At 61.4% G+C, this 11697-nt stretch carries 9 protein-coding genes; 3 read left to right on the top strand and 6 right to left on the bottom strand.

All coding sequences use genetic code 11. From position 1 onward, the window contains the following. Positions 1 to 89: 89 nt before the first annotated feature. Together HFO71_RS04090 and HFO71_RS04085 are read right to left on the bottom strand one after the other, a co-directional pair. Positions 90 to 596 carry a GNAT family N-acetyltransferase gene (locus HFO71_RS04090; protein ID WP_077978561.1) on the bottom strand — a complete coding sequence of 169 codons (507 nt, stop codon included), beginning with the start codon at positions 594 to 596 and terminating at the stop codon, positions 90 to 92. Positions 597 to 732: 136 nt separating this feature from the next. After that, on the bottom strand, positions 733 to 1182 hold the full coding sequence (locus tag HFO71_RS04085) for a hypothetical protein (protein WP_221987548.1): 450 nt from the start codon (positions 1180 to 1182) through the stop codon (positions 733 to 735). A 313-nt stretch (positions 1183 to 1495) separates the two neighbouring features. Between HFO71_RS04085 and HFO71_RS04080 the strand changes: the two genes are divergently transcribed. Further along, complete coding sequence (locus tag HFO71_RS04080) at positions 1496 to 2899, top strand: pyridoxal phosphate-dependent decarboxylase family protein (protein ID WP_221987546.1); 1404 nt, start codon at positions 1496 to 1498, stop codon at positions 2897 to 2899. 363 nt (positions 2900 to 3262) lie between these two features. Continuing rightward, positions 3263 to 4048 carry a class I SAM-dependent methyltransferase gene (locus HFO71_RS04075; protein ID WP_221987545.1) on the top strand — a complete coding sequence of 262 codons (786 nt, stop codon included), beginning with the start codon at positions 3263 to 3265 and terminating at the stop codon, positions 4046 to 4048. 58 nt (positions 4049 to 4106) lie between these two features. Here the strand turns inward: HFO71_RS04075 and HFO71_RS04070 are convergent, their stop codons facing one another. The 3 genes from HFO71_RS04070 to tyrS all read right to left on the bottom strand — a co-directional run bounded on the left by HFO71_RS04070 (position 4107) and on the right by tyrS (position 7762). Next, positions 4107 to 4529 carry a TIGR02594 family protein gene (locus HFO71_RS04070; protein ID WP_065280463.1) on the bottom strand — a complete coding sequence of 141 codons (423 nt, stop codon included), beginning with the start codon at positions 4527 to 4529 and terminating at the stop codon, positions 4107 to 4109. Positions 4530 to 5030: 501 nt separating this feature from the next. Then, positions 5031 to 6206 (bottom strand): MFS transporter, encoded by a 1176-nt coding sequence (locus tag HFO71_RS04065; protein ID WP_131642781.1) that lies wholly within the window; start codon positions 6204 to 6206, stop codon positions 5031 to 5033. Positions 6207 to 6496: 290 nt separating this feature from the next. After that, positions 6497 to 7762 carry a tyrosine--tRNA ligase gene (gene tyrS, locus HFO71_RS04060; protein ID WP_221987543.1) on the bottom strand — a complete coding sequence of 422 codons (1266 nt, stop codon included), beginning with the start codon at positions 7760 to 7762 and terminating at the stop codon, positions 6497 to 6499. Between the two features lie 351 nt (positions 7763 to 8113). Here tyrS and HFO71_RS04055 point away from each other — a divergent pair, with 351 nt between their 5' ends. After that, positions 8114 to 10015, top strand: a complete 1902-nt coding sequence (locus HFO71_RS04055) for a potassium transporter Kup (protein ID WP_168259228.1) — start codon at positions 8114 to 8116, stop codon at positions 10013 to 10015. Between the two features lie 89 nt (positions 10016 to 10104). Here HFO71_RS04055 and HFO71_RS04050 read toward each other — a convergent pair whose 3' ends face one another. Beyond that, positions 10105 to 11688, bottom strand: a complete 1584-nt coding sequence (locus HFO71_RS04050) for a Na+/H+ antiporter (RefSeq protein ID WP_168259229.1) — start codon at positions 11686 to 11688, stop codon at positions 10105 to 10107. Between the last annotated feature and the right edge of the window lie 9 nt (positions 11689 to 11697).

The raw sequence follows: 11697 nt of genomic DNA, 5'->3' as shown, positions 1-11697 counted from the left end.
CCAGCCCATGCCGGCATGCTGCAACCCCAACCCCACTTGAGGTCAATAGGTGAGGCAAGCCGACATGCGCTGAAACATCGGCGTGAGGCCTAACTGACCAGACGGCGAGCCATCATGACGTCGTCGATCTCCCTGCCCTCCTCCAGAACCCCGCCCGGAATCCTGCCGATCTCGGAGAAGCCTTCCCGCTGATAGAAGCGTATTGCCGCCGGGTTCTCCGCGCTGACGAAGAGTTCCAGCTGCAGGATGCCGATATCGCGCGCGTGATCGGCCACCGCGCTGAGCAGCTTGCCGGCAAGGCCCGTTCCGCGCAGGCTCCTTCTGACGTAAACCATGATGATCGTTGCGCGATGGGCCATCTTGCTCGACCGCTGCCGAAGCAGGCCGGTTATGCCGACGGGTTCGTCACCCTGAAAGGCGATGAAAACCGGCTCGTTCAGGCGATTGCGCCACTCCTCGAGAGAAAGAGCCTCCCAGTCCTCGTAGCGGCTTGCAAAGAGGGACGGTTCGGTGCGAAGCGCTTCCAGACGGATACGCCGGAAAGCCTCCACTTCGTCTGCCCTGACATGCCTGATCGTCGTGCCACTTTCATCCATCGGGACCTCCTGCGAGATGAGAGGTACTGTCAATACAGATGGCCTCAGCCGATGCAACCGGTGTCAGGACGCTTCGTAGTTCAGCATATGCTCGAAGTGACGAGATCGAACGGAAATCCGTCATCTCAGGCGCCGGTCACTGCGCCGGGCTCCCCAGCCGGCCCCCTTTCCGAACGACCGGTTCGCCGGTCGGACCGACCACCGATTGATCGGTCGGCCTCGCTGCCGGTTCGCCAGTTGGCCCGACCACCGGTTCACGGGCTGGCCCGTCGACCGGCTGGCCGGTGGATCGGACGACCAGGGGATCGGCTGGCTGGATGGCGGATTGATCGGTTGTTCGCCCCGGCACCGGCTTGCCGGTTGCCCCCGGCACCGGCTGGCCGGTTGCCGCGCTCAACGGCTCACCGGTTGGCCCGGCAACTGGCTCATCAGTTGAGCCTGCCACCGATTGATCGGTTGGCTTGTCGATCGCGAACGGTACAACTTCACGGATGATGAAGAGAAGAGCTATCCCGACCAACGTGCATGTCAGCGCGTAGAGAAGGAAATATTTCAGTGCATATCCCTCGCTGATTGGCAGCACCAACTTGACAATGGTGCAAATGATATTTCCGTATTATTGAACGATACTTGCAACGAAGGCAATCACTTTCAATAAGAGCCGCGAAGTTTCAAAAACGCACAGAACGGTATAAGGTAGTTAGTGTAGATATTTAGGAAGCGCCTCCCCGATGCTCAATTTATCTTGAGGTCTCGGCAAGCCCAAGGAAGGCCCTGGAACCCGGATCCGAGATCTGCCAGGCGAAGACAGCCTCGGCGATATGGGCTAGTTTGGGTGTGCCGGCAGCCTGCTTTCGAGGGTGAGGCCCTCCAGGATCGGTGGCGGCAGGGGGACCCGCATGACGGCAATTGCATCTCTGTTTCAGGAAGCCGCCCGCCTTGCGGCCGCGTTCCGGCAGGCAGCGCCCGCCCGCCATATGCCCACCCACGACTACGCAGCCTCGCTTGCCTGTTTCGAAGAGCCGCTGCCGGCGGCAGGTTCCGATATGCTTGATGTCATCAGGCGTCTCGCGGACGGCGCCGAACCCGGGCTGCATGCAACCACTGGGCCGCGCTTTTTCGGCTGGGTCATCGGCGGCTCCCATCCGGTCGGCGTCGCGGCCGATTTCCTCACCAGCGCCTGGGGCCAGAATGCCGGAAACCATGCCGTCGCCCCGGCCGCAGCCGCAGTCGAGACCGTCGCGGCGAGATGGCTTCTCGATCTCCTGAAGCTGCCGGCCGAAAGCTCGGTCGGCTTCGTCACCGGCGCGACGGTGGCGAACTTTACCTGCCTTGCGGCCGCCCGCGGCGAGGTGCTGCGCCAGGTGGGCTGGGATGCCGATGCAAAGGGCCTGTTCGGAGCGCCGGAGATTGCCGTACTGATCGGCGACGACGCCCACACCACCGTCTTCTCCGCGCTTCAGTTCCTCGGCCTCGGGCATGATCGCGTGCTGCGCCTGCCCACCGACGCGATGGGACGGATAGACCCAGCCGCGCTGGCGGGCACGCTCGATACTGTCTCTGGACCCGTCATCGCCGTTCTCCAGGCGGGGCAGATCAATACCGGCGCCTTCGACGATTTCGCCGCCATCATCCCGCTGTTGAAGGCGAAAGGCGCCTGGGTGCATATCGATGGCGCCTTTGGCCTCTGGGCGCAGGCGTCAGCGAAGACCAGCCACCTCAGCCGCGGCATCGAAGCGGCCGACAGCTGGGCGACCGACGGCCACAAGTGGCTGCAGACGCCCTATGATTGCGGCTATGCGATCGTCCGCGACGAGCTCGCCCATCGCCGCGCCATGACGATCGCCGCGAGCTACCTGCCGCTCGCCGGCGAAGGCGAACGCGATCCCTCCCATTACGTGCCCGAGCTTTCGAGGAGGGCGCGCGGCTTTGCCACCTGGGCGATGCTGAAACATCTCGGCCGCGACGGCATCGCCGCCCTGATCGACCAGTGCTGCGCCTCAGCGCGATTGGTGGTCGATCTCCTGTCGCAACAACCGGGCATCGCCATTCTGAACGAGGTGGCGCTGAACCAGCTCGTCATCCGCTTCGGAGCCGACCTGCCGAACGAAGAAGGCGACGCACTGACGCGAAAGACGATCGAAAAGATTCAGGCGGACGGCATCATCTTCGCCGGCGGCGCCAAATGGCGCGGCAGCGACGTGCTGCGCCTCTCCGTCACCAATTTCCAGACGACGTCAGATGAGGCGCAGCTCGCTGCCCAAAGCATCATCGCCGCGTTCAAGAGTGTGAGCCTGGGGTGACGCATCAACTCCCTTGGTTCGCCCGGACACGGAATGGTGCTATCGCGGCCTCGCTCACTCCTGCAGCGGTAGTTGCTCTGTGCAAACATGGCTGAAAGTCGTTGGCAAACCGCGGCCTCGCTCAGGCGACTAACCTGGCTGTACAGCGGGAAAATTGTCATCGTCTGATCGAGACCGACCAGCTCGCGGATGATCACTTCGTCGGACACAGCAGCCCCCTATCCTCTCGATCGCATGATAGTGCACGCGAACTTGGTCATGATCCATGGGTGTCAACCACTTGCAGTAGACTGCCTGTCTTCCCATTATAATCCGCTGCGCTTATAGCTCCCCGCCCGTTCCGATCGCACAAGGAGGAGAGCCATGAACGCCAATGATGTCGCCGCCCATTGGGAGAGCAATGCCGAGACCTGGACGATCTATAGCCGCGCGGGCTACGACAAATATCGCGACGCGCTGAACACACCGGCCTTTCTGAAGATGCTGCCGCCGGTGGCAGGCCTTGCCGGGCTCGATCTCGGCTGCGGCGAAGGTTCCAACACCCGCGCCGTCGCCCGCCTCGGCGCCCGCATGATCGGTCTCGACATCGCCCCGACCTTCATTCGTTATGCCCGCGAGACCGAGACGCAAGCGCCGCTCGGCATCGACTACGTGCTCGGCGACGGCCAGGGCATCGATTTCCCCGAAGCGAGCTTCGATTTCGCCACCGCCTTCATGTCGATGATGGACATGGCCGATCAGCGCCAGGTGCTGAAGGGCATCCACCGCGTCCTGAAGCCGGGCGGCTTCCTGCAGTTTTCGATCCTGCATCCCTGCTTCGTGCCGCCGACGCGCCGCAATATCCGCAATGAAGCCGGCGAACCCGTCGCCGTTGAGATCGCCGATTATTTCGACGAGAGCGACGGCCGGGTCGAGCGCTGGATTTTTTCCTCCATCCCAGAGGAAGAACGGGTGACGCTGACGCCGTTTGCCGTCCCGCGCTTTCACCGAACGCTGTCGACCTGGGTGTCGATGATCGTCGAAGCGGGGCTGACGATTGAAGCTTTCGGCGAGCCCATGGCGTCAATCGAGGTGGCGCTTTCCGAGCCAATAGTCGCCGATACCCGCATCGCGCCGATCTTCCTCCACATCAGGGCGCGCAAGGCGTAAGGCCTGTTTTCCCGCCGCCTGCCGAGGTTTGGAAGGTGGGTGAGTTCTCACCCCAACATCATCGTCGCACGGCGACCACCGAACTGGCGCGATAGCGCGACAGCTGGACCCGGTTGGATTGGTTGCCGCCGAACAGGTAGACGTACTGCCGGCGCTGATCGATGTGATCGAACAGGCTCACATGAAAGCGCCGGCCGGTGCGGATCACCACGACATCCCCTCGCCTGGCGGAGCGGACACCGACCGGCTTGCCGAACTTCCTCCAGGACGCCGCCATGTTGGGGTTGGGCGGCGGTTGCCGCGAAGACCGTTTGGCGACAAAGGCAAGGAACGCCCCGCACCACGACACCCTGCGCGGATTGATGCTCAGGAAGGAGATGGAGCGTTCGTGCATGCTCTTGTACTTGGACGCCGTGCGGAGCATGTCCGCCTCACAGGGCACGGCAAGCGCCGTAAGGACGATGACGAGAATAACCTTCATAGTTACCCACCACAGTTTGTATAATGTTGAAATTCCGAAATGTGGCGAAGAATAAAACAGGCGCGGCAACGTAGATGCGAATTATGGCGTGATTTAGAAACAACTAATACTGGCATTTTAGCGGCGGAAATTTGTCCGAAGCGAGGCGCAGAACGACGCCGGCGAGCCTTCATTTGCGGCCGGACACGGCCATCACAAACCCCGTAAAACATATGTTTTGCTAGGCCGAAAGGCTGGAGTTTCGCCATCCCAACCAGGTCCACTCAGACGAGATGGACTGTGGCCGCAATGCTTGAGCAGCAAAACCATTCGCCAAGAGTTGACGACAGTATGCGGAATTAGCTCCTCACCTATACGAGCTATATTTCCGATGGCCGCTCATAATACTTCGGCGCCATGGGAAATACATTGCGCCCGCCCGATTCACCAGCGAAAGCCGGAGGTTGCCCCTCCGGTTGAGGACGTGAACGAGCTTACGACAAAGGTGGCCGGCGTGGCGTGTCAACCGTGTGGTTGCGCCGGTTCGGGTTGGCCTGTGACCGGGGCAGGATCAGCGGCAAGTGCCCTGGTGACCAGCAGCGCTGCGGCGAGAACAGGGACGACCGCCCAGTACGAAAAGCGGATACCGAAGTGTTCGGCAACGAAACCGAGCAGTGGCGGCCCGGCGAAAAACACAAGGAACGTCGTCTGCCCGAGCGCTGCAACGTTGACGGGTGCGGGTCGATCCGTGCGTCGGGCCGCAGCCGAGATGGCAAGCGGATAGACTGAAGAGCAGCCGATACCTGTCAGGCCAAAGCCTGCGAGCGCGATAGCAGGGTGTGTCGCCGTCGCAACCATGACGAGACCGATGGTCGCGATCCCGAGGAGGGTTATTACGACCGGGCGTGGATTGAAGCGGTCAATGACAGGGTCCATACCGAGCCGCCCGATGGCGATGAACAGGGAGAAAATGGTCACGCCGAGCCCGCCGATGAAGGGTTCGACCGCGAATACGTCACGCATATAGATCGCCGACCAATCGACGCTCGCGCCTTCGGCGAGAAGTGGAGCTGCGCCTATCAGGCAAAGGGGCAGCAGCCCGATTGTCGGAAAAGCAATCGGCGGACTATCTCCCGGGTGCGCGTCCTGCCGCTGGGGCGCGTTCTCGATCCCGGAGAAAACGATCGACCCTCCAATCAGGACGGTGACGAGGATGATCAAGCTATGCAGTTCGATGGAGACGGCAGCCTGCCGCATGCCGGCGGCAACAAGGGCGGTGATGCAGAAGCCCACGCTCCACATGCCGTGAGCCCGGCTCATGATGCGGTACCCAAGCAGCGCCTCACGGCGATCGGTTTCGATATTGGCGTTGATCTCGAACGCGCCGGTGAATATGCCGGCAATGAAGAATAATGGCACCGCCAGGAGAGCTGAAGGCATCCAGGGGATCAGCGCGAAAAACAGCGCCGCACCGAAGACGGTGACGAAAGCCGTGGTGCGCGCACCGAGCCTCTCGATCAACCTTACCGAGAACGTCAACCCGCACAGAACCCCGGAGGACATGACGGCAAGCAAAAGGCCCAGCTCTCCCTCGGTCAGACTGAACTTGACCTGAAGGTCGGGCAGCCGCGACACAAACGCGCCTAAGGAAAGGGCCACGGCAAACTGAATGAAGAAAATCCGGTGGTGTGGCTTCATCTCGGGGACACTGCTCCGATGGCGCGGGGTATCCGGCGGCATAACCGGACATTCCGACGAAATGGCGACTGGCTTGAGAAGCCCGCAATCTCAGGATTATCGATCACTGCTGCTGACATCCCCTGTCAGCATGATGCAGCCGCCGCTGATTTCACAGGTCACTGCCGAGCAGCCGCTCCAATTGAAGGCCGCAAACACGTCGGACCGAAGGGCCACCTTGTCAACAACACCCGCAGGGAGCGCGACAAGGTGGTTCGAGTTTGCCCGCTCCCCGAATTGAACAGACCACGCTAAACCGGCTCAAGGAGGACCTGTCGCTTCTTGCCGACCGAGAGCCGGATCACCCCGTCCTGGACGTCGGAGTCGCCAAGCCGCATTGTCTCGTCTTTTACGCTGCCACCGTTCACTCGCACACCGCCGCCGACGATCAATCGACGCGCTTCGCTTTTCGACTTGGCGAGCCCGGCAACGACCATGGCGTCGACCAACGGAAAATCACCGCGAAGGCTATCCGGGAGAATGACCGTCGGGAGACCCGCCGGCACTTCGCCTGCTTCGAAGGCGCGTCGGGAGGTTTCGGAAGCTTGCGCCGCGGCATCTGCCCCGTGGCACAGGCTGGTGACCTGGTCGGCAAGAATCTTTTTTGCTTCGTTGATCTCCGAATCCCGAAGCACGTCAAGGCGTGCGATTTCACTTAAGGGCAACTCGGTGAACAGCCTGAGAAAACGACCCACATCGGCATCCCCGGCGTTTCTCCAGAACTGCCAGAATTCATAGGGTGACAACCGGTCGGCGTTCAGCCAAACCGCCCCCGAAACGCTCTTGCCCATCTTCGCGCCCGAAGACGTCGTCAGCAGCGGGGCAGTCAATCCAAAGAGGCCGCGTCCACCGATCCGCCGTCCAAATTCAACGCCGCTGACGATATTGCCCCACTGGTCCGAGCCACCCAGTTGAAGCAGGCAGCCGCGGCTTTCTGCGAGGACATGGAAGTCGTAGGCTTGCATGACCATGTAGTTGAATTCCAGCAATGACAGCGATTGCTCTCGTTCCAACCGTTGGCGCACGCTCTCCGATGTGAGCATCCGGTTGACTGAAAAATGCGGCCCAATATCGCGCAGGAAATCGAGATAGTTGAGCCCGTCCAACCAGTCGGCGTTATTGACCATGACGGCATCGGTCGGGCCGTCTCCAAAAGCGAGGAAGCGCTCGAAGACCCGTCGGATGCCGATCAGGTTTTTCATGATCTGCTCTTGGCTGAGAAAGGGACGCGACGTGTCGCGGAAGCTCGGATCGCCCAGGCGGCTTGTCGCGCCGCCGAGCAACGCAATGGGTTTGTTACCCGTCTTCTGGAACCACCGCAGCATCATGATCTGAATGAGATGCCCGACATGCAGGCTGTCGGCGGTGAGATCAAATCCGTTATAGGCGGTGCCTGCTCCTGAACAAAGCCAGCTGTCGAGTGCTCCTAAGTCGGTGCATTGATGCAGGAAGCCGCGCTCGCTCAAAGTGCGAAGAAAGTCCGATCTAGGTCCGGTAGGCTGAGAGGATAGTTTCACGAGGGTCTCCATTTGGGCCGATGAGGCCGGAGACCTTCTGTTGACACACGTGCCGCCGACCATCCGGCGTCTCGAGTGTCAGGAATATGACCTTGCGCCGCTCTCTATGGGAGCAGCGTGTAATAAAAGCTCGAAAAGGTCCGGGCGCGGGTCATGCATGCTTATTACCATGCGACAGCGCAATCGCAAGGGGATACGAACCGACGACGTTTGAACTGATCGCAACGCCACCCTCGCCACGCCCGCATCGCCTTCGCCCCCACAAAAAATTCACACCCGCATCAATTTACTTGCCGTTCTGCAATGCGGCATATGTTTGTGTCCATGGCCAAGTGGCATGAGCGGGGAACCATGACGTCAACACATGCAGACAATACGGGTGAAGGTGCTGGCCCAAAGGGCTTCGTCGGACTGGTCATCGGCGCGGTCGGCGTCGTCTATGGCGATATCGGCACCAGCCCGCTCTATGCCCTTCGCGAGGCGCTGAGGCCCTTTGCCGCCGATGGCGTACACGAAGCCGAGGTCATCGGTCTCATTTCGCTGATGGTCTGGACGCTGACGATCATCGTGACTTTCAAATATGTGCTCTTCCTTCTCAGGGCGGACAATGACGGCGAAGGCGGCACGCTTTCGCTTCTCGCCCTCCTGATGAAGAAGATGGGACGAAACGTACCGGTGCTCTTCTTCGCCGGCCTGATCGGAGCGGCTCTCTTCATCGGCGATGCGATGATCACGCCTGCCTTGTCGGTCATGTCGGCGCTGGAAGGCCTGAAACTGGTCACGCCGGCCTTTGCCGAATACGTTCCGCTGGCATCAGCTGCGATCATGATCGTTCTCTTTGCTGTCCAGTCGAAGGGAACCGCCGCCGTCTCCATCTTTTTCGGGCCAATAACGGTGTTGTGGTTTCTGGCTATGGCGGCAGGCGGCCTGATCCATATCGGCGACGATTGGAGGATTCTGGAGGCGCTCAATCCAATCAATGCGTTCCTGTTCCTCACCCATGCCGGCAGCGTCGGCCTCATTGTGCTCGGCGCCGTTTTTCTGACCGTGACGGGCGCCGAAGCGCTCTATGCCGATCTCGGGCATTTCGGGCGCCGCCCGATCCAGATGGCATGGTTCGTGCTCGTTTTTCCTGCCCTACTTCTGAACTATCTCGGCCAAGGCGCGCTCGTTCTCGCCCATCCGGAAGCCGCCACCAATCCGTTCTTTCTGATGTATCCCGACTGGGCCTTGCTGCCGGTGGTTATTCTGGCGACGATGGCAACGATCATCGCCAGCCAGGCGGTGATCACAGGCGCATTTTCGCTGGCCCGCTCGGCGGTTCACCTCGGCTTCCTGCCGAGGCTCAGGATCAAGTTCACGTCGGAGACCAACACCGGCCAGATCTACGTGCCGGCCGTCAATCTTCTCCTGCTGGTCGGCGTCTTGATGCTGATCTTTTCCTTCGGCGACTCCGAGTCGCTGGCGACGGCCTACGGCATCTCGGTGACCGGAACCATGGTCATCTCGACCATGCTGGTCTTCCAGTTTCTCCGAGCCGTCTGGGGCTACTCCCTCGTGCTCGCCGCCGTCTTGCTGCTACCGCTCTTCATCATCGAAGTTCTGTTCCTGGCGGCCAACCTCTTGAAGATCCACGATGGCGGCTGGGTTCCGGTCGCCCTTGCCCTGGCGATCATGGTCATGATGTGGACATGGACCCGAGGCCAAGCCTATCTGAAGAGATTGCGGGCCAACAACGAGATCCCGCTCGATTCCTTCATCAGGTCGATCGAGCGAAAGTCGGAGCATTCCCCGGTCACCGTTCCGGGAACGGCCGTCTTCCTGACCAGTGTCCCGGATCGTACGCCGAACGTCCTGCTCCACAATCTCAAGCATAACCACGTGCTCCACGAACAGAACGTCATCCTGACCGTCTGGACCGAGGACGAACCTTATGTGCCCGACAGCCGCCGCATCAAGATAAGCCAGCTCTCGCCGCGTTTCGTGCGCCTCGACATCACCTTCGGCTTCATGGACGACCCCGACGTCACCAGGGCTCTGGCTCTCTGCCGGGAAAGCGGCTTCAAGTTCGAGATCATGAGGACCTCCTTCTATCTCGGCCGCCGGAACCTCGTCAGGACGCCGAACACCGGCTTGCCCGCCTGGCAGGAGCGTATATTCATGGGGCTGGAGGGCTTGGCGATCGATCCCTCCGATTACTTCAACCTGCCGTCCAACCGCGTCGTCGAGCTCGGCGAACAGATCGCCATTTAAGAGCACGCTTCCAAGCCGCTCGCTGCTTGCATCAGCCTCGATATCGCAATGCGTTGACGATGATGTCGAAGGGAGTAAGGCGCTGAACCTTACGCCTTGGCAGAGATCGCGCTCAACTCCTCAAGATCGAGATCGCGTTCAAGCTCGTCCAAGGTTTCGTCGTCGATGTCGCCGGCGCGATGGAGGCGAATGAGCTCCCGGCGTCCCGTGGCAACCGCTTCGAGAACGACGTCGAAGTGAGCATGGAGCACCGGTTTGTAATGCTCCGTTCTCTCGGCATAGTCGACGATCACTGTCGCCCTGCGCTGGTATCGGTCCAGCAATTGCGGGTGGATAAGCTTTCCTTCCGCGTCGTATGCCAGGCTTTGGACGGTCTCGAGCTGCGCCTGCACCATGGCGACTTCGGCCTGGCTCATGGTCAGGCGCGCTCTTTCCGTCTCCGTCTCCACCAGCCGCGCCCAGGCAATCACCCGCCCCAATGTCGTGCCCTGCACGAGCACGGTACCGAGAATGACGGCGAAGGATGTGGCGAGGATGAAGTCACGGCCCGGGAACCCCTCGGGCAGGCTGAGCGCCAAAGCGAGCGTGATCACGCCGCGCACGCCTGCCCAGCTGAGAACCGTCGCGCCGCCGACGCCGAGCGGCCGAGTTCGCGTCACCCCCAGGGCTGCACAGAACCTGATGACGAGATCGGAGGCGAAGACCCAGGCAAAACGCGCGACCACGAGTGTGACGAGGATCGCCAGCATCGGCAGCCCCATCGTCGCGATGACGGTGGTCAAGCCGCCGCCGCGTTCGACGACATCCCGCAGCGACAGGCCGATCAAGGTGAAAACCGAAGCTTCCATCAGGAAGATCATCACGGTCCAGAACGACGTGCCGCGCATCCGCGTTGCGGCCGAAAATACGGTGTGCTGGTGCCAGGACGCGATCAAGCCGGTGGTGACGGTGGCGATGACGCCGGAAACATGCAGCAGCTCTCCGAGCAGATAGGAAATCCAACCGAGCAGCACCGTGGCTGCGATGATCAGATATTCGTCACCGAGACGCCGAACGAGTTTGACCCATGCCGTTCCCACAACGACGCCGACAACGGCGCCGCCGAGCGCCAGCACGAAGAAGCTGCCGATCGCCTCCCCCGCGCTGAAGGCTCCTGTTGCGGCAGCGGCAACGGCAAAACGGAAGAGAACCAGGCCGCTCGCATCGTTGAGCAGGCTCTCGCCTTCCAAAAGAATCTGCAGCCGCCGCGGCAGCCTGACTCGCTCGAGCACGGCGCGCGCCGAGACCGCGTCCGGCGGTGCAACGATCGCACCAAGGGCTGCGCAGGCGGCCCAGGGAAGCGATGGAAAGATAAGATGGGCCACGACGGCCACCACCGCGCAGGTGAATAACACAGCGCCGACGGCCAGCGAGGCAATGCCGATCATATGGCGCCGCAACCGCGCCAGCGCGATGGCCCAGGCGCCGTCCATCAGGAGTGGCGGCAGGAAGATGACCAGCACCAGTTCCGGATCGACTGATATCGCCGGCAACCCCGGCACGAACGCCAGCAAGGCGCCACCGGCCAGCAGCGCGACGGACGGCGGCAGTCCGAGCCTGTGGGCCGCATAGTGCAGCGCGATGATCGCAAGAAACATCGCGATGACGAGCTCGAATAAGTGGGTTGGTTCCATATGGCTCTG

It is taken from the genome of Rhizobium laguerreae (genome assembly GCF_019778565.1).
GTDB classification, from domain to species: Bacteria; Pseudomonadota; Alphaproteobacteria; order Rhizobiales; family Rhizobiaceae; genus Rhizobium; species Rhizobium laguerreae.
This window is presented reverse-complemented; position numbering and strand designations above follow the sequence as displayed.

Excerpts from the sequence above, each read along its gene's own strand:
- HFO71_RS04090 (WP_077978561.1), bottom strand. The coding sequence starts at position 596 with ATGGATGAAAGTGGCACGACGATCAGGCATGTCAGGGCAGACGAAGTG.
- HFO71_RS04080 (WP_221987546.1), top strand. The coding sequence starts at position 1,496 with ATGACGGCAATTGCATCTCTGTTTCAGGAAGCCGCCCGCCTTGCGGCC.
- HFO71_RS04075 (WP_221987545.1), top strand. The coding sequence starts at position 3,263 with ATGAACGCCAATGATGTCGCCGCCCATTGGGAGAGCAATGCCGAGACC.
- HFO71_RS04070 (WP_065280463.1), bottom strand. The coding sequence starts at position 4,529 with ATGAAGGTTATTCTCGTCATCGTCCTTACGGCGCTTGCCGTGCCCTGT.
- HFO71_RS04065 (WP_131642781.1), bottom strand. The coding sequence starts at position 6,206 with ATGAAGCCACACCACCGGATTTTCTTCATTCAGTTTGCCGTGGCCCTT.
- HFO71_RS04055 (WP_168259228.1), top strand. The coding sequence starts at position 8,114 with ATGACGTCAACACATGCAGACAATACGGGTGAAGGTGCTGGCCCAAAG.
- HFO71_RS04050 (WP_168259229.1), bottom strand. The coding sequence starts at position 11,688 with ATGGAACCAACCCACTTATTCGAGCTCGTCATCGCGATGTTTCTTGCG.